The sequence below is a fragment of the Arcanobacterium haemolyticum DSM 20595 genome (assembly GCF_000092365.1).
In the GTDB taxonomy this organism is placed as follows: domain Bacteria; phylum Actinomycetota; class Actinomycetes; order Actinomycetales; family Actinomycetaceae; genus Arcanobacterium; species Arcanobacterium haemolyticum.
This window is the reverse complement of record NC_014218.1, coordinates 1878445-1896921: the sequence shown is the minus strand read 5'-3', so window position 1 is coordinate 1896921 and position 18477 is coordinate 1878445. Positions and strand designations below refer to the sequence as shown.

The 18477-nt window shown below is 55.6% G+C and carries 16 protein-coding genes and 1 tRNA gene; 10 read left to right on the top strand and 7 right to left on the bottom strand.

Annotated elements, in window-relative coordinates; translation table 11 throughout:
* The first annotated feature begins 11 nt into the window (after positions 1-11).
* Positions 12-1172 carry a diacylglycerol/lipid kinase family protein gene (locus ARCH_RS08795; protein ID WP_013170919.1) on the top strand — a complete coding sequence of 387 codons (1161 nt, stop codon included), beginning with the start codon at positions 12-14 and terminating at the stop codon, positions 1170-1172.
* Positions 1173-1180: 8 nt separating this feature from the next.
* Positions 1181-3412: a hypothetical protein gene (locus ARCH_RS08790; protein WP_148214504.1), complete on the top strand. Its 2232-nt coding sequence runs from the start codon at positions 1181-1183 to the stop codon at positions 3410-3412.
* Between the two features lie 141 nt (positions 3413-3553).
* Here the strand turns inward: ARCH_RS08790 and ARCH_RS08785 are convergent, their stop codons facing one another.
* The 5 genes from ARCH_RS08785 to upp all read right to left on the bottom strand — a co-directional run bounded on the left by ARCH_RS08785 (position 3554) and on the right by upp (position 8250).
* Positions 3554-4516: a helix-turn-helix domain-containing protein gene (locus tag ARCH_RS08785; RefSeq protein ID WP_041640474.1), complete on the bottom strand. Its 963-nt coding sequence runs from the start codon at positions 4514-4516 to the stop codon at positions 3554-3556.
* A 104-nt stretch (positions 4517-4620) separates the two neighbouring features.
* The gene (locus ARCH_RS08780) at positions 4621-5394 is read right to left on the bottom strand and encodes a glycosyltransferase (protein WP_013170916.1); all 774 of its coding nucleotides are present in this window, start codon (positions 5392-5394) and stop codon (positions 4621-4623) included.
* Between the two features lie 273 nt (positions 5395-5667).
* Positions 5668-6525, bottom strand: a complete 858-nt coding sequence (locus ARCH_RS08775; RefSeq protein WP_013170915.1) for a DUF5926 family protein — start codon at positions 6523-6525, stop codon at positions 5668-5670.
* A gap of 85 nt (positions 6526-6610) precedes the next feature.
* Positions 6611-7609: an alpha/beta hydrolase gene (locus ARCH_RS08770; protein WP_013170914.1), complete on the bottom strand. Its 999-nt coding sequence runs from the start codon at positions 7607-7609 to the stop codon at positions 6611-6613.
* A gap of 2 nt (positions 7610-7611) precedes the next feature.
* Positions 7612-8250 (bottom strand): uracil phosphoribosyltransferase, encoded by a 639-nt coding sequence (gene upp / locus ARCH_RS08765; protein ID WP_013170913.1) that lies wholly within the window; start codon positions 8248-8250, stop codon positions 7612-7614.
* A gap of 50 nt (positions 8251-8300) precedes the next feature.
* On the opposite strand from upp, the gene tadA reads away from it, so the two are divergent.
* The 3 genes from tadA to ARCH_RS08750 all read left to right on the top strand — a co-directional run bounded on the left by tadA (position 8301) and on the right by ARCH_RS08750 (position 10213).
* Complete coding sequence (tadA, locus tag ARCH_RS08760; protein ID WP_049765867.1) at positions 8301-8756, top strand: tRNA adenosine(34) deaminase TadA; 456 nt, start codon at positions 8301-8303, stop codon at positions 8754-8756.
* Positions 8757-8977: 221 nt separating this feature from the next.
* A tRNA-Ser gene (locus ARCH_RS08755) sits at positions 8978-9068 on the top strand.
* A gap of 494 nt (positions 9069-9562) precedes the next feature.
* Positions 9563-10213 (top strand): DUF3800 domain-containing protein, encoded by a 651-nt coding sequence (locus ARCH_RS08750; protein ID WP_041640472.1) that lies wholly within the window; start codon positions 9563-9565, stop codon positions 10211-10213.
* A gap of 233 nt (positions 10214-10446) precedes the next feature.
* On the opposite strand, the gene ARCH_RS08745 is transcribed toward ARCH_RS08750, so the two are convergent.
* Entirely contained in the window at positions 10447-11556 is a 1110-nt protein-coding gene (locus ARCH_RS08745; RefSeq protein WP_013170910.1) for an acyltransferase family protein, read from the bottom strand.
* Between the two features lie 114 nt (positions 11557-11670).
* Positions 11671-11940: a hypothetical protein gene (locus tag ARCH_RS08740; RefSeq protein ID WP_138975366.1), complete on the bottom strand. Its 270-nt coding sequence runs from the start codon at positions 11938-11940 to the stop codon at positions 11671-11673.
* Between the two features lie 47 nt (positions 11941-11987).
* On the opposite strand from ARCH_RS08740, the gene def reads away from it, so the two are divergent.
* From def to ARCH_RS08715, 5 genes are all read left to right on the top strand, one after another.
* Positions 11988-12662 (top strand): peptide deformylase, encoded by a 675-nt coding sequence (gene def, locus ARCH_RS08735; protein WP_013170908.1) that lies wholly within the window; start codon positions 11988-11990, stop codon positions 12660-12662.
* Between the two features lie 224 nt (positions 12663-12886).
* Positions 12887-14380, top strand: coding sequence for a DUF1846 domain-containing protein (locus ARCH_RS08730; RefSeq protein ID WP_013170907.1), 1494 nt, complete (start codon positions 12887-12889; stop codon positions 14378-14380).
* A gap of 25 nt (positions 14381-14405) precedes the next feature.
* Positions 14406-16766: an HAD-IC family P-type ATPase gene (locus tag ARCH_RS08725; RefSeq protein WP_013170906.1), complete on the top strand. Its 2361-nt coding sequence runs from the start codon at positions 14406-14408 to the stop codon at positions 16764-16766.
* A 454-nt stretch (positions 16767-17220) separates the two neighbouring features.
* Positions 17221-17475 (top strand): GlsB/YeaQ/YmgE family stress response membrane protein, encoded by a 255-nt coding sequence (locus ARCH_RS08720; RefSeq protein ID WP_013170905.1) that lies wholly within the window; start codon positions 17221-17223, stop codon positions 17473-17475.
* A 71-nt stretch (positions 17476-17546) separates the two neighbouring features.
* A complete protein-coding gene (locus ARCH_RS08715; protein WP_013170904.1) occupies positions 17547-18272 on the top strand; it encodes an SdrD B-like domain-containing protein in 726 nt (241 codons plus the stop codon).
* Positions 18273-18477: the final 205 nt, after the last annotated feature.

Below are 18477 nucleotides of genomic sequence, written 5' to 3'. Positions count from 1 at the left end.
GGATTGGGCGTATGGATTGGGAATTGGTTCTCTCGGTTGCTACGTTCGTGGCTGCGTTCGTGGCGCTTTTTGGCATGCTTCGTAATCGCCGTGCGATTCGAGGGATGGTTGTTGACCGGCGGAGAACCAGCGCCTCGCGGGAGAGCGAATCGGCGCAGAGCGCGCTGGCGGATATTCCTGGTGCCGCTTACGTTGTGTATAACCCTACGAAGAATACAGATTGGGCTGGGTTGCGTGCGGTTTTGGCGCGTACGGCTCACGATGCGTCGTTGGGGGAGCCCGTGTGGTTGCCTACTACGGCGGAGGATCCGGGGTTGGGGCAGACTCGGGAAGCGATTGCCGCGGGTGCGTCTGTTGTGATTGCGGTTGGCGGGGATGGTACCGTTCGGCGGGTTGCGGAAGGTTTGGCTGGTACGGATATTCCGATGGGGTTGATTCCGATTGGTACCGGGAACCTTTTGGCGCGGAATTTGAATTTTCCTCTCGACGACCTTCGGGAACTTTCCGTTATTGCCTTAACTGGCGCTACTCGCAGGATTGATGTGGGTGTGTTACAGGTGCGAGAATCGATTGTGGCTGCGGGAGGAACGAAGGATCTGGGTAGCGGTGATGTGGCCGCGCCTGGGAAGCACGTGTTTGTAGTGAACGCGGGCATGGGGCTGGATGCTGCGATTATGGCTGAAGCCGATGCGAACCAGAAACTGAAAGAAAAGCTTGGGTGGGCGGCCTATTTTAAGGCTGCCCTGCCTCATATTTTGGCTCCGAAGATGGTTGCCACGATTACTGCGGGGAGTGCTACGGCACCGGTAACTACCGATGCTCGAACCGTCATGTTTTTAAACTGTGGTGAACTGTTGGGCGGGCTTATTTTGGATTCCACAGCTAAATCGGATGATGGGTGGATGGAACTCGCGATTGTTGATACTCGGGCTGGGCTGATCGGCTGGGCTGATTTGCTACGCCGGGCAGGGATGCGTGGGATTGGAATGAAAAAGGTTGATATTCCGGGCGTTCCCGCGCAGGGCGATCTGGATGTTCACCGGATCACTGAAGCCACTCTGGAAACACGCGATCTGCATCCGGTGCAGGTGGATGGGGATGTTTTGGGATACACGAACCGGGTTTATGCGCGCATCATCCCTGGCGCGTTGAATGTGCGGGTGCGAAGCTGATGCCACGAATGAAACAATCAACGCACTGGTGGATCGCGGCGGTTTCGATTACCGTAGCGTTTTTGGGTGTTTTGTTCACCCCTGCGTGGCGCGGGGGGCAGATTGCTCAGGCTGGAGACGCCGGCCAACCTGGTGTAGGCCAACGCACTGTTTTCATTGGGTTTAGTGGTGTTCACTGGGCGGATGTTTCTGAAGAACACACGCCGGCGCTCGCGAGCCTGGTGCCGCGTGGGGCCTCCTCTAATCTGGTGGTGAAAACGCTTGGCGTGAGCACCTGCCCGAACGCTGGCTGGCTCACGATCAGCCAAGGTGTGCGTGCGGCCGATCCGGTAGAAACAGGGTGCGCTAAACCTGTTATCGCGTCTCCTTCGGGGGTGCTTCCCGCCAAAGTGGAACGTGCACGAATCGACGGCGAAAAAACCTCCCCTTTTTCTCCTCCTAGAGCCACTTTTGGGGATGAATTAGCTGAACGCAACATCACCGTTGGCACGGTAGGCTCCGGGGCAGCGTTAGCTGCCCGATCGTCGTCGAACATAAAACTCCCAGGCCGCAGCCATGTTAACGTGACGTACGAACGCGGCGTGGCGCGGGACGTGGCGCAAGCGTACCGGAGCGTGGCTGATGCAGACCTGGTGATTGTGGATCTGGGGCGCGTGAACAACGCCGATCCGCATCGGGCGCAAGCCAAAGATAAAGGCACGCTGCAAGATCTCCGCGCCGCTTTCGCGCCGCCGGGCGCGCGTACCCCGAGCGCCACGCAACAAGTGCGCGAAATCGATGCTGAACTGGGAAAACTTCTGGCAGAAATTGAACCGAATACAACGATCCTTGTGGCGTCTGTGGCCGATTCTGATCCGGGCGCGGCTCACCTGCAACTCATGACTGCCGCGGGGGACGGCATCAAACCCGGCACGCTCGCGTTCACAAACTCAACCCGGCACCACGGGCTGGTGCAACTTACGGATGTGCCGCAGGCGATCATGATGTTCCTGGGGCATAGGCCGATCGCGGACTTTGTGGGATCGCCGGTGGCGATGCGCGACGGGGCGGAGATGACTTCCGAATCCATCATGGCCACGTTGCGGGATGCGGATGCGCGGGCGATCGCCGTGCGGCCAGCTGTGGGCCCGTTCTACCTGCTCATGAGCCTTTCCGCCGGTGTTTTCCTGGCGTGGTTTGTGGTGCGCTGGTGGAAGGCTGGGCGGCGGCCTGAACTTTCTGCTGGGCATCGTTTCTTCGGGCTGGTTGTAGCCATGCTGCCTGCCGGTTCGTTCTTGGCCAACCTGGTGCCGTGGTGGCGGGCGTCCATGCCAACCTTCGCCTTCTTGGGCGGCGTGGTGCTGATTGGTGTTGTGGTGGCTGCTGTGAGCCTGCGGCTTGCTGAGCCGGCTGGGCTGGTGGCGCTGGTGAGCGCGGCGGTGATTGGGCTGGATGTGATTCTTGGGTCGGGGCTGCATGCGTCGTCTGTACTGGGCGATCAGCCGCAGCAGGGCGGGCGTTTCTACGGGCTGTCGAATGCGCCGTTTACCGTGTTTGCGTTGGCGATGATCTATGTGACTTTCGTGGCGGTGCGGGCATTGCGTGGGCGGCATGAGCGCCTGGTTGTGCCTGCGGCCGTGATTGCGCTTGGCATGATCGCCGTGGTGATTGATGGGTCTGGCGCGTTGGGCGCCGATTTTGGTGGCGTGCCGGCACTGGTGGCTGCGTATTTGGTGATTTTCGTGGTGATGGTGGGCCGGGGGCTCACTGCGCGCAGTGTGTCTGTGATCGTGGTGTGTGCCGCGGTGGCAGCCCTGTTTGGTGCGTTTGTGGATTGGTTGCGGCCGGAAAGTTCCTGGACTCACATGGGGCGTTTCTTCCAAAGTTTGATCGACGGCGAAGCCGCCGTGATTATTTACCGCAAGTTTATGTTTATGGTTGGGTCTGCGCCGTGGTTCGTGTGGGTTGCGCTGGCTGTGCTGTTCGCGTGGGGCTGGGTGCGCCGCGCGAAGGTTGCTGCGGTGTTTGGGGTGCGCGGTGGCGAAGCTGTTTCTACTTCTACTGATCCGCTTGTTCTCCGCCCGCCTGTGGCCACAGCAACTGCGCCGCACCGCGACGATCTCCGCTGGGGTGTTCGGGCGATGATCGCCCTTGTGGTGGTTGGTGTTGCTGTGAACGATTCGGGGCTGGTTATTGCGCTGCTGGGTGTGGTGTTCGGGGCGCCGCTGGTGTTGGTGACGCGCCGGGGTTCGGAAGCCTAACAAGTTCGGGCATTAGCACGGCCCTGTGCTGCTGCGAACTTCTAGAACTGCGGGCTAAACGCTAGGCAATGAAATCCTGTTACGTCATCTAATTCTCGTCTTATAACAGCCCCTTTTACGTCGTAAAAGATGCGACGTGCCTTAACTCCCCAAAAACATCTGCTGCGCCTTGATCCCCAACTGGAACCTTGTATTGATGTTCAAGGCGGCCATGAGAGAGCCTACGCGTCGTGCAACGGTACGTGAGCTGACCCCGAGACGGCGGGCAATCGCGTCGTCAGTCAAACCCGCTGACATCAAACTCAAAATCTCCTTCGCATCATCAGGAATCGTGACGTCACCACCCACGCGCCGCTTCCCAAACGGAATACTACGCTCCCACATGTAATCAAAACCGCGAAGCAAAAAATCAATCAAATGAATATCGTCAGAAACCATCGCAATCGGAAGATCCGCATCATTCTTCCACATAATCATGATCTCACGATCATCCGCAATCAACATACGAAACGGAAGCTTATGCGCAACCGACACATGCTCACCAGCCTGAACACACTCCATCACCGCATCCGTAAACGCAGGATCATCAAACGACTCAGACTCATAAACCGACTCAATAAAAACCCCACGCTCACACAACGAAGAAAACAACGGAGTAGTCAACTCCTTGTGAATATGCGGCTCACTATCCCAATAACGAATATGTGACTGAGCACCATCAAGAATCTTGTTGTACCACATATCCATCTCACGCAAACTCACCGTGACATTGTGGTAACTCTTCCGAGTGTGAGACTCCATCGCCTCAAAAGCACTCAACGAATCCTTCAATTTCTTAACTTCAGCAAACTTCGAATCCAAAGCCTCCTGCAAAATCGCAGAAGCAGGCTGCGGAACCAGGCCGTCCTCCCCAAAAGCAACCAAGTTAAGATCAAGAAGTTCATCGATAACATCGTCAGGAATATTCAAATCCTGCTCAAGGAGAAGGCTCAGATAGGCATCCTCCGCCAACTTAGATGCCCCAAGAGGGAGCAGTAAACGGTTGCCGTCTGAATCAAAATCGCGCATAACGCCTCCAAAACGCCGAGCACCTGCGATGATCACACTACCTTAACCTCGGTTACTTTAGTGTAGGTTTTTGGAAATTCGGGAAAAGTGCGCACGATTATTATGACATGGCAAGTTTTTGCCTACTGTAATAACGGACATTAGGCGTTATACGAATTAAACGGCTTTCCGTGATCGGCCGCGGAGGAGCGGCGCGGATTGCGCACCTTGTGATCGCGCAGGATCCGGGCAGTGGCCGCCTTCAGCACACCCTTCAACTGCGACGCGCGGTGCATCTGGCCCGCCCAATCATTCGTGGAGACGCGGTGGCGCAGTTCGCAATTCACCTCTTGAACGGTGAAGCCGGCAACGAGAAGATCGATAGTCATCCCAACTTCAACACCCCAGCCGGAAGCGAGAGGGACGACGGCATCGAAAGCCTTGCGGGTAAGACAACGCTGGCCTGAAAGCGGCTGGCGAGGGAACCAGCCCGTGAGGAAACGGATCGCGTTGCGGCCAGTTTTGGTAACAATGCCCATGCCGCCCGCGCCAGACTGTGGCGGCAAGTATGCGATCGCGCAATCAACGCCACCTGAGAAAACAGTAGAAACAAGCGGGGCACATTCAACAGCGGAATCCGCCAAATCTGCATCCAAGAAAAGGAGTGCGCGCGGATCCCGGCCCTCCACATCACGCATCGCAACAACAGCGGCGCCGGTTTCCATCGCTGCCGCCTTGCCACGGTTCACGGCATGCCGAACAACCGAGGCGCCCGCCGCCCGAGCCACGCCCTGCGTATTGTCCGTAGATCCATCATCAACAACAACAACAAGATCCACATGAGGAATCGAGCGGGCGGCCATAATAGTTGCCGCAATACGTTCCTCTTCATTCTTCGCCGGAATAATCACTGCTACGCGTTGTTCTTTGTTCACAACACGTAACAATACTCCAAAAAGTCAGTAAAGTTCTGGTGAAATACGGCGGTGAGACGTAGGAAACGGGCAGATCAGAGAGAGGGCTGGGGTGGATCTGGGCAAGGGGAAGCAGGTGTTGGGCAACATAGCCACAGCAAAGCTGGACTTTGGGTAAACGAAAGGGGTGGGTTCGGAGCCCTGCTCCAAACCCACCCATCAAGGCCCAACAGCCTCACACAGTCAGTGGCTAGTGCGCACGCCTACAGCATGTGCACCAGAAGACCTCCCGCATTATCGCAGAGTCACCTGACGTGAGATGATGCCCGCGCGCGCACGGCGTTCTTCCGGAGTCAAAGCATCGGTCACAGCCATGGCCTTGCTGAAGCGCTCAACGAAGGCCTCCATTGGCTTGGTCAGTTCGTCGGCTTCGGCCCCTGCTTCCAGCTCAAACACTGGGATGAGCAGGCCGAGCGCGCGGAACGCGCCAACAAAACGGCCACCTTCAAATCCAAGTTCGCGCACCTGATGCATACGAGCCAACGCATCCAACACCTGTGCTTCTGGTTCCGGGCGCACCCAGCGCACGAATTCGCGCTGCATACGGCACCAGAAAGCGCCGTCAACGCCTGGAACTTCGGCGGTTGGCAGAACCTGATCGCGGGTCTGCTCCACGGCAGCCTTCATCTGAGGATCCTCAAGTTCGGCCGGATCCACCCAGAAAGCGTAGTCATCGTGCAGTTCCATCACGGATTCGAACGACAGATCAAGAACGTCCTGCAAGCGCGGCCCTGGGACTGGCTGATCGTTCTGCTGCAAGGTTTCGCCTGGCTTGAGTTCGAGGCCCTTAAGGATACGATCGGCAATATCTAGCGAAACATCGCCCGAGTTCATCACGGTCTGTGCCGCCACCAGCAGCACGCCGTCTTTCCGCCGCGACGCCGCCGCCATCCCCGGCAGCAACGTAACAATCTGCAGTTCTTCAGCGCCGTGTTCGGCAACAGTCTTCACCGGCAGGGTTGCGGCCGGCAGAATCTCACGCATCGCCACGAGTTGTGGTTCGAACGCGAGGCCTTCGAACGGACGGTCCACAAACTGGATACGGACCTTCTTTGGCTTGTTTTCTTTGTTGCGGCGGCTCGCCTTGCCCATCGCGAATCTCCTTCGAGGTTACGTTTCGCCGCGTCGCGGCAGATATACGTATATAAGCGTAAACGTTCCGGCAAAAACGCGCGAATTAGCGGCCGAGTTGCCGCAGCGCCCACCGGATCGAGTCCCGCGTGTACCGGTTTCGCGCCGGCAATTCCGAAAGGGCCAGGTCGTGGCGGCCTCCGATCACTTCCAGGGTTTCCACGTGGTCACCGAGCGTGGGAGCCAAACGTTTAATATCTTTCACATTGACGACGACGTCGGTGCGCGCCAACTCATCTGCGCTTGGATTCGCGCTGTTCCCGGATGCATCCGAATGAGCCACAAGAACAGGTTCATGAATATGTAGACCCTTCGCCACCATCGCATGGGCACGGCGGGCAGCCGCCAGAAAACCGGCAAAAACAGGGCCAGATTCTAGCGGTTTATGAGCCGGGTCAAACGTGAATTCGCCACCAAAATCAGTATGCAAACTACGCGCATAATTACGCCGCAAACGTGCCACCGGGAACGTAGGAGCCACCCGGGCAAGCTGCATAATCGCAGATGTAGCCACTGTTTTCTGCCACATTGGCCCATTGTGTTCCAGCCACGGCGAATTCAAAATAACCGCATCAACCGCACCAGGATGCCGATCCGCAAACAACGCCGCCTGCAAACCACCCGTAGAATGCCCGATCAACACAATCTGCTTCGCACCCACCGAACGTAAATGATTCAGAGCAACAAAAATCTCTTCCTCACGGATCAATAAATCGCGCAGATCATCACGCCGATTCGCCACCCGCAACGCGCGGCCCGAACGTCGAAAATCCAACCCATATAAAGGAATACCCACCGCGCCCCACGCGGCCGCCTGCTCCACATGGAAAAAGGAATCCACAAAACCAGGCAACCACAACGCGGCCGCACCCGAATCGGAAACGCGAGCATCGGCGTCGTACTCACTCACCAACACCGCAACGTCCGGCCGGTGAGGTGGGGTACCGGCGTCGGAATCATTCAAAAACGCGGTGCGCGCAACCCAACGCGGCCCGAGGTAATCAGGAACACCCGGGCCAAACGTTGCGCTGTAAAAATGTGACACGATCAGTCAACAATCCCGTACAGGCGATCGCCGGCGTCACCAAGACCAGGCACAATAAAGCCCTTCTCGTTCAACTTCTCATCAACCGCCGCAACCAAAATACGAACATTGCCGCGATCGCCAATATGCTCCTCCAAAGCCTTCAAACCCTCCGGAGCAGCCAAAATACAAATCGCGGTGACGTCACGTGCGCCCAGCTCAAGCAAGTAATCAATCGACGCAATCAACGTGTGGCCCGTAGCCAGCATCGGATCCAACACGAAACACTGACGATCATGCAAATCATCCGGCAAACGATTCGCATACGTAATCGCCTCCAGCGTTTCCTCATCACGCTTCATGCCCAAGAAACCGACCTCAGCAGCCGGAATAACCCGAACCATACCCTCCAACATGCCCAAACCAGCACGCAGAATCGGCACCACAACCGGGCGCGGGTGAGCCATCGTTGTACCCACCATTTCAGCTACAGGCGTTTCGATAGTCTTAGGCTCGGTCAAAACCTCACGCGTTGCCTCATACGAAAGCAGCATAATGATTTCCTCAACCAACTGGCGGAAAACCGGGGACGGCGTGCGCTTATCACGCAACGTTGTAAGCTTGTGTGCCACAAGTGGGTGGCTAATAACCTGAAGTTCCATACCTCTAATCTACCGTTTTCTTGGCAGGATGCATGCATAAAATAAGAAGCATGTACGAATCTGAGACGGTTACCATGCACGAAGCCATGGAAATAGCCCGGCGGGCCGGGGCAGACGGCGACGTTCCCGTGGGGGCCGTGATTCTTGGCCCTGATGGGGGCGTGATTGGGCGCGGATGGAACACGCGCGAAGCCGATGCCGATCCGTGCGGACATGCCGAGGTGAACGCACTGCGGGAGGCAGCGCGGGCGCTGGGGCGGTGGAATCTAAGCGGGTGCACCCTTGTTGTAACGCTGGAGCCGTGCACCATGTGCGCCGGGGCGATCGTGAACTCGCGGGTGTCGCGGGTGGTTTTCGGGGCGTGGGACGCGAAGGCGGGCGCTGCTGGGTCTGTGCGGGACGTGCTGCGCGACGCCCGGCTCAACCATGTTGTTGAAGTGATCGGCGGCCTGTGCGAAGCCGAAAACGTGGCCATCTTGCAGGATTGGTTTGAAGCGCGGCGGTGATGCGGGTTGTTCGGCTGGTGACCGGGTGGGGCTGCGATAGAGCCAGTGGCTTTTCTGTTTTGGTTGGCTTTCTGGCCTGTATTTGCTTGGCTTCCCCGTAGTTTGCTTTGCCATATTCGTTCCTGAGTGGTGTCCTGCCGGCTTTCCCTGCCTGTGCCGAGTGTGACGTGGCGCGGTCATTTTGCGCCGAACCTAGATTGCACGCTATCATTGGCAAGCGAGGTAGCGTGTCCGAGCGGCCGAAGGTGCAGCACTCGAAATGCTGTGTACGGTAACCCCGTACCGAGGGTTCAAATCCCTCCGCTACCGCCAATGGATTCCCCGGAATTCCAACGAAAAGTTGGGTTCCGGGGAATTTTTGTTGGGCTGGTTTGTTGGTGCCGCGTCTCCCCGCTATCTGGTTGCCGGCCTCCGCCGTCTGGCCTCCGCGGTTCCCAAAAAAGCGCCACATTGCACAGCAATGCTCCATAGAGCATTCCTGTGTTCTCTCCCGCCGATCGGGCGCCGCACCGCCCGCTATCTACCACCACCCACCGCCATCCTGCGCCTGCTCCGGCCCGAAATTTTGTTCTTCCACCGCGGTCATCGGTCCAATTTTTGGACATCCTTTAAAAAAATGTGGCACTGTACTTTACGGATCGACTAATCTTTGTCGCTGTGTGATTAAATGAAGATTGAACATTGCATAGGCGAATAGTTGTTTGGAGGCGAAGCAAACTACGGACGGGATAGGCATAGACGCCGCGCACTCTGGGGCTTTGGCTACGTAGGCCGTAATAGGCCACAAATGGAGAGAAAGCGAGGAGGTGCAGCGGCTCGTGTATGTGTTTATTGATGATTCCGGCGATGCCGGCATGAAATTTAATAGGGGTTCGTCCACGCATTTGGTCATGGCGGCGTGCGTGGTGCCTGATCGCGCGGCTTTGGAGTCGATCGAACGGGTGATGCGTTCGATGCCTGATTATTTACGCACGGCTGGTGAGTTCAAGCATGCCAAGATGAAGGATGTTCATAAGGACGAGTTCTTTGCTCGTTTGGTGGATGAAGTTTTTGATGTTCGTGCGATTATTGTGGATAAGCGCGAGTTGTCGCAGGGTTTCTTACAGTTGCATGGGAATGAGTTGAAGATTTTCTTTATTCACCAGTTGCTGGTTCGGGATTGTGAGCGGATGTCGGATGCGTTGGTGCTGATTGATGGCGCGGACGTTCGTGCTTTCGGTTGTTCTGGTTCTTCTTATGTTTTGAATCAGGCGAATTTGTGTGGGCATGGGAGTGTTCGTCAGGTTGTGTGCCGGGATTCGAAGCGTGAGCTTGGGCTTCAGTTGACTGATATGGTTGCGGGCACGATTATGACTGGCGTGAAGAAGGGCGCTCCCGTGACGTCTACGGATCGGTGGGCTCAGGTGTGGCATCGTGCTCATTCGAGTGGCGGTGTTTGGTGGGAGTTCCGCGGGTAGGCGAAAGGTAGCCTATCCATGTGCTTGTCATGGCACGCCACCATACGGAGACTATTCGGCTACCTTTCGTTTGTGAGTCTACGTGGCTGGGTTTTAGCAGTCAATTTAACGTTTTAGTTATGTTGTGTCTTTTTGTTACGCCGACGACGTTGCAGCACCTTGCGTTTTGTTCTTACTTTTCCTTGGGGAAAGTGTTCACCAAAGTATGTCAGAGGCGGCTTTTATGCTGGTTTTTAGCGAATTAATTGCTGGATTGGTGCGATTGCTTTTTTGGCTAGGAGGGTGAGTGCGATGGTGCTGAGCAGGGTGAGTGTCACGAATAGGGCGCGGTGGTTTTCTGCCAGTCCGATGTGGGTGAAGGCGATCATGGGGAGGCGTTGGAGTACGTAGATCCAGAAGAGGTTTTTCCCGAACCATTCCAGGATTGGGCTGTTGATGTGAATGATTGTTGTGATGAGGAGGGCTAGGAGGCAGTAGGCAAGGGCTGCTAGTTGGAAGATGAGGTAGTGCGTGCCGGAGTAGGCGCGGAGTGTGGCGAATGCTAGTGTGCTGGCTGCGAAGAGGAGTAGCCAGGTTGGCCATGGGTGTGGGCGGCGTAGTGCGTTTTCGATCGGGGTGCGGTAGGCGGACCATGCCATGCCTAGTGGGTAGCAGAGCACGGTGTTGTAGGAGTAGGTTGCGATGCCGCCTTTTGCCCACCACATGGTGAGGCTGAATGCGATTGTGACTAGGAACATCAATGCGATGGGCAGTGCTGTTGTGGCTGTAGCTGATGCTGCAGTCGGTGTTGTGGTTGCAGTGGCTGGTGTGTCTACTGGCGTGCTGGTGATTCGTGCCGTGAGTGTGTATGTGAGGTAGGTGAGTAGGTAGAGTACGAGGATTGCGAAGATGTACCAGGCTGAATTTCCTATACTTGTCCATCCTAGGAACGCGAAGATGACCTGGTAGGGGGTGATTTCGCGGCCAAGTATGAGGTCGAGTGTGAGGAAGAAGAGGAGTGCGAATGCGAAGTTGATCCAGGTGATGCCTATGCGTTTGCGGGGCAGGGTGTGGACGTATCCGGGTTTCCGTCTGATTGATTCGTGGATTCCGTATCCGGAGTAGAAGAGGAAGAGTGCCACCATGAGTTGGCCGAGTCCTGTTGCTACGGTGTACATCCATGCGTCTGTTTCTGGAACGTAGGGCATGTATGTGCGGATGTGTGCGTAGAACACGATGAGGATGAAGAATCCGTTGATGCGTGTTGTGTGCTTGTGGGAGAGGTACGCGTCCACGTCCGGGGTCCGGTTTATGTGGATCTTGTACATGGTTACCGCGATTAGTGCAATCAGGAATATGTTCACAGAACATAGCCTAAAGGAACATGCCGTAAAGGCTAGGGAAGATCATCGGTATCTGTGAAATGGTCTCGGTCTCGTTTGGTTTTCGTTGCCGGAAGAACGCAAAGATTCCGATGGCTAATTCCCCACGGAAGGGATGTGCGCCTGGGGCAGCACGCTCACCTGGAGTGATTGCAGGAAATTCCGAACCCGGGTCTCGCTGCCCGAATAGGCGAGATGTGTGAACCGGCGTAAAATTTTCTGTTTTCTTGCCGGCGCGTTTTCCACGATCGTGTGGGCATCTTCGATCGAAATCAGGCGCTGGTAAAGGGCGGAATCGAGGATGATCAGGTCTGATTCGGGGTGGGTGCAGGTCCGGGCAGGCGCCAGGTGAAGTTGCGCAGGCACAGTCCCAGACACTGGTGCCACACCAGCCTTTCCCGTACGCTATATGTATGCTTTATCCAATTCATGTGTATGGTTCGCCGGTTCTCCATAAAACCAGTGCAAAAGTAACAGTTTTTGATGAAAAGCTTGCCACCTTGGCGCAGGATATGTTTGAAACGTGCGAAGCGGCGCCGGGAGTTGGTTTGGCGGCCCCGCAGATCGGCCTGGATTTGGCGATGTTCGTGTGGATGTACGACGGCCCAGAACATAAAGGCCCGCAGCGCGGCGTTGCCGTGAACCCAACGTTGCTGATCGAACCGGTTGACGTGTTCGAACCAGGCCCAGCAGATGAAGAAGGCTGCCTCTCTTTCCCTGGCTACCAGTATGGTTTGCGTCGTTCGCCGCGGGCGGTGCTCCGCGCGCAGGATGAGAAGGGCGAATGGTATGACCTAGAGGCAACGGGCTGGTTCGCACGTATTTTGCAACACGAGTATGACCACCTGAAGGGCCGTATTTACGTCGATCGTCTCACGGGTAAACCAGCTCATCAGGTTGAAAAGGTGATGAAGCGAGAGAAGTGGAACGTTCCGGGGATCGTGTGGATGCCAGGCGAAGATGAGCTCTATGACGCGTCGGAAGAAGAGTTAGAGAACCTTGCTCAGATGTCGGCTTATTTTGCGGGCGTTGATTTGGCGGCAGGTGTGTCTTCTTCGAAGGACCACGGCGCCAGCTTTGGGCTGTGATCGGCTTTGGTTTGTGACCGGTTCATCACATCGAATGCGGTTGACGAGGAATAGCAATGGCGCGTAAGCTCCGTTGTTGGGCTCCCTGGAGGTCGTTGTGGTTTTCCACTTCGGCTTACGAAGGGAGCTTTTCCTTATTTTGGAGGAACTGCGAGTGGCGGCAAGAGTTGCAGTCAACAGCAAGCAGCGATCGCTGTGAGTAGCAGTGAGTAAGGAGAGTAAGCATGGGCTTCAAGGTTGGTTTTGACCGCGAGAAGTATATTGAGTTGCAGTCCAAGCATATTGTGGAGCGCCGCGCGAAGATTGGCGGCAAGTTATATTTGGAGATGGGCGGCAAGCTTTTTGACGATAATCATGCGTCGCGTGTGTTGCCTGGGTTTACTCCGGATAACAAGATTGTGATGCTGGAGCAGATTGCGGATGAGGTTGAGATCGTTGTCTGCTTGAATGCGAAAGATTTGCAGCGTCAGAAGATGCGTTCGGATGTGGGTATTACGTACGACGAAGACGTGTTGCGTTTGATTGACGTGTTCCGTGAGCGTGGTTTTTTAGTTGAGAACGTGGTGATGACTCAGTTTGAGGAGTCGAATGCGCTCGCGGTGTCGTTTATGCAGCGTCTTGAGCGGATGGGTGTGCGTGTTGCTCGGCATCGTATTATTCCTGGTTATCCTACGAATGTGGACGTGATTGCGTCTGATGAGGGTTTGGGTAAGAACGATTTTGTTGAGACGTCGCGTGATCTTGTTGTGGTGACTGCTCCTGGGCCGGGTTCGGGTAAGTTGGCTACGTGTCTTTCGCAGATTTATCATGAGGCGAAGCGTGGCACGAAGGCGGGGTACGCGAAGTTTGAGACGTTCCCGATTTGGAATATTCCGCTTGAGCATCCGGTGAATTTGGCGTACGAAGCGGCGACTGTTGATCTTGATGACGCGAATCTGATTGATCCGTTCCATTTGGCGGCGTATGGCGAGTCGGTGTCGTCGTATAACCGAGATATTGATGTGTTCCCGTTGTTGCGTACGTTGCTGGAGCGGATTGCTGGGGAGTCGCCGTATCAGAGCCCTACGGATATGGGCGTGAATATGGCTGGGTATTGTATTTCTGATGATGAGGCGGTTCGTGAGGCGTCGCGTCAGGAGATTATTCGCCGTTACTACCAGGCGCGTGTTGAGGAACGTAAGGAGTCGTTGGATTCGACGTTGTCGGATCGCGTGCGTCACGTGATGCGTAAAGCTGGGGTGACGACGGCGGATCGCCGCGTGGTTGCGCCAGCGTTGAAGCGCGCGCAGGAGACGGGCGCTCCGGCGTCTGCGATTGAATTGCCGGATGGGTCGATCGTGACGGGCAAGACGTCTGAGTTGTTGGGCTGTTCTGCGGCGATGTTGTTGAATGCGCTCAAGCGTTTGGCCGGGATTGATGACGATGCACTGTTGTTGTCACCGCAGTCGATTGAGCCGATTCAGAAGTTGAAGACTGAGCATTTGGGTTCGCGTAATCCGCGCTTGCACACGGATGAGGTGTTGATTGCGTTGAGCGTGTCGGCTGGTACTAGCCAGGATGCTCGGAATGCGATGGCTCAGTTGCAGAATTTGAAGAATTGTAATGCTCATGTGACAACGATTTTGGGCACTGTGGATGAGGGTATTTTCCGGAATCTGGGTGTGCATGTGACGAGTGAGCCGGTGTTCCAGCGTAAGTCGTTGTATCAGAAGAAGTAAGCGCCAAGTAGGAGAGGGGATCTGCATGTTGGGTTTGTCTGCGAAGCAGGTTGAGGAGCGCGTTGCGCAGGGCCGGGTGAATACGTTGCCGCCTCGCACGGGTAAGACTGTGTGGGATATTGTGCGGTCGAATGTGTTTACGCGAATTAACGCGATTTTATCGGTGTTGTTCGTGATGGTGATGACTACGGGTTCGATTATTAATGCGGCTTTTGGTTTGCTGATCGTGGTGAATTCTGCGATTGGTATTGTCCAGGAGTTGCGGGCGAAGCGCACGTTGGATTCCCTCTCTTTGATTGGTGAGGAGCGCCCGCGGGTGTGGCGTGATGGCAAGGTTGTTGAGGTGGCTCAGGAAGAGCTGGTTCTTGACGACGTGATCGCGCTTGGTTCTGGCAACCAGATTGTGGTTGACGGTGAGGTTGTTGAGTCTGATGGCTTGAGTGTGGATGAGTCGATGTTGACTGGTGAATCGGATGCGGTTCGGAAGTCTGCGGGTGGCGATATTTTGTCTGGTTCTTTCGTGGTGTTTGGTACGGGTGCGTATCGGGTCACGAAGGTTGGGGCGGATTCGTATGCTGCTCGGTTGACTGCGGAGGCGTCGCGGTTCACGTTGGCTAAGTCTCAGTTGCAGTCGGGGATTAATTCGATTCTTCGCTACATTACGTGGGTGTTGATTCCGGTTGGCGCGTTGATTGTGTATTCGCAGGTGTCGCAGGGGAATTCGGCGTGGGATCAGGTGATTTTGAAGATCACGGGCGCGTTGGTTCCGATGGTTCCTGAGGGTTTGGTTTTGATTACGTCTACGGCGTTTGCGTTGGGTGTTATTCGCTTGGGTAAGCGGCAGTGTCTGGTTCAGGAGTTGCCTGCGATTGAGGGGTTGGCTCGCGTGGACGTGGTGTGTGCGGATAAGACGGGTACGTTGACTGAGAACCGGATGGTTTTTGAGTCGGTTCGTGTTTTTGACGACGCTGGTGATCTGGGTTCTGATGTTGATCTGGTGTTGGCCCAGTTGGGTGCGGCTGATAAGGATCCTAACTCTACGATGCGGGCGATTATTGAGGCGCATGATGCTCCTGCTGAAGTGTGGGAGGTTGTGGGACGTCATGCGTTTACGTCGGCTACGAAGTGGTCTGGTGTGACGTTTGCTGGGCAGGGCTCGTGGCTTCTTGGTGCTGCCGATGTTTTGGCTGGCGGTAGCGAGGCTGCGAAAGCTGCTGAGGATCTGGGATCGAGCGGGTTGCGCGTCGTCATGCTTGCCCATACGCAACAGGAGGTTGGAGACGATACGGAACTGTCCGGCGTCGTCCCGGTGGCTCTGGTGGTTTTTGAACAAAAGGTGCGTCCGGACGCGGCTGATACGTTGGCGTATTTTGCGGAACAGAACGTGACTGTGAAGGTGATTTCGGGGGATAACGCGGCGTCTGTGGGCGCGGTGACCCGGAAGTTGGGCGTGGATTCGGGCGATGCTGTGGACGCGCGGACGCTAGGTGAGGCGGATTTTGACGCGCGTGTGGCCGAAAACTTGGTGTTTGGGCGCGTGACTCCGGATCAGAAGCGGGCGATGGTTGGATCGTTGCAGCGCGGCGGGCACACCGTGGCCATGACTGGTGACGGCGTGAATGACGTGCTGGCCTTGAAGGATGCCGATATTGGTGTGGCGATGGGGTCTGGTTCGCCGGCCACGCGCTCCGTGGCGAAAATCGTGTTGTTGGACGATAAGTTTGCAACCTTGCCGCACGTGGTGGCCGAAGGGCGGCGCGTGATCGGGAACATTGAACGTGTTGCGAACCTGTTCCTAACCAAGACCATTTACTCTGCCGTACTGGCCATGCTGGTGATCGTGAGCGCCGTTCCGTTCCCATTCCAGCCAATTCACGTGACCATCACCGGCTGGTTCACCATTGGTGTGCCGGCGTTCCTGCTCTCGCTGCCGCCGAACAATCAGCGGGCGCGCGATGGATTCGTGGAGCGGGTGTTGTGGTTCGCGGTGCCGTCTGGAATTGTCGTGGGCGCAAGCTCGTTCGTGACCTTCTTGATGACTTCGGGGGGCGATTTTTCTGGGGACTATACTCAGGCGACTACCGCGGCGCTCGCGGCTCTGATTATTCCGTCTACGTGGGTGTTGGCGTGTGTTGCGCGGCCGTGGGCCTGGTGGAAGGTGTGGCTGATCGTGCTGCCAGTGCTCGGGTATGGCGTGATCTTCTCATGGGGCCTGACTCAGCAGATCTTCATGTTGGATTCGTCGAATTTGGCGGTGATGTGGCAGGGCGTGATCGTTGGCCTGGTGGCTGCCGGGATCATTGAGGCGATCTGGTGGATCGTGAAGCGCTGGCAGGGTGAACCTATTGTGCTGTGGCGCAATGATCCGTTGATCTCGCGGCACTGAAGCGTGGGACCGGATGAACACTCTTGCGGTGTTCATCCGGCCTTTCTGCACCTTTTGCAGGAGTTGTAAAAACTCCCAGTGAATTCCCAGCTTCTGCGCATTGGTTTCAGAGATACGGATGGTTATATATAGGCATCGGAAGGATTTCCTAGTGTGTAACTCCTGAAGAATGCGGAAAGTGAATATGTGATAGGTGATCGGCTCGAAGGAGTTGTGCAACCGGCGGGCTGTTCAAGGTCATCTATCTTTTGAGGCAGGCAACTACGTGCGTGGATAGTTGCCTGCCTCTTCTTTATTGGCTGTTTTGCGGTTTTTATACGTTTCCACGGTCAGCTTATTTTCTGTGCTATAACGTGTGCTGGTGATGTGAGGGGAGTAACCTAGGACTTAGTACTCATAGTTCTACTGCCATATAAGGGCGGTGCGAACGTGGGTCCGAAGGAAGGTTTTAATTATGTTTAACGTCATCGGAACTATTATTTTCGGAGCCGTGATTGGCTTCCTCGCAAAGTTCTTCAAGGGTGCCAGCCTGTCCGTGGCAGCAACAGTGATCCTGGGCGTTGTAGGTGTGGTCCTTGGAAACTTGATCCTCTCCGCATTTGGCTACCCGATCGATACGCGCGGAATTGACTGGATCCGCTGGATCGTCTGTACTCTAACCGCAATGGCTGCTATCGGCATTTACGCCGGCAGCCAGGCGAAGAAGTAAATCTCTTCTAACCGACTGTCGATAAGTTGCCACTGGGAAACCAGTGGCAACTTCTTTTTTGGACAAAACGCTTGTTCCGTGATTCTGATGCTGATGTGAAGTCTCATGTTACGTCGGTTATTGATCTGCAAGAGGATCGTAAGGATATTGACGCCGGTGTTGTCGCTGCTGTTCCGGGCAAGGTTTCCTTGGGTGATAAGGTGTGGTTCGATGCGAACCGTAACGGCCTACAGGATGCTGGTGAACCGGGTGTTGCTGGTGTTGTTGTGACGTTGCTTGATGAAAACGGTAAGCCGGTTGAAGGTGTTACTCCTCAGACCACGAATGAGAAGGGTGAGTACCTGTTTACTGGTTTGGAGAAGGGCAAGTACCAGGTCAAGTTTGACTACTCTGGCGCAAAGACCGCAGACGGCAAGACGTTCGAAGGCTTCACCAAGAACGTTCCGTCTGATCCAGCACGCAACGTGTTCAAGGACTCCGATGTTCAAGGCGCAACTGGCCTGACCAAGGTGATCGACGTTAATGAAGATCGCCGCGACATCGACGCAGGTCTTGTTGTTGCCGCTCCTGCCGATCCGGAGAAGCCAGGTACGCCTGGCACTCCAGAAGAGCCTGGTACGCCGGAAGAGCCGAAGAAACCTGAAGCTCCTGTGAAACCAGAAGCACCAAAGGCGATTTCGAAGAAGTCTGATCTTGCTAAGACTGGTGCTGATCTTGGGATCCTCGCGTCTATTATGGGTGGCATGATTGCTGCGGGTGCGGTTTTGGTTCTTGGGCGTAAGCGTTCTCGAAACTGAACTGGTTTGCTCGTTTTGTTTGAGTGATCCTTTAAAGGCTGGTTGTTGTTAACTGGCTGTGGGGTTGGGGTGAATCTGCTGATGCAGGTTCACCCCAACCCCATTTGTTGTGCTTTAGTGCAGAGATGGGGCTTTTGGGGAGGGTATAAGATTCGAACACCTGCAAAATATTGAGAATTCGGCATGATCTGCAATATATGGTGGG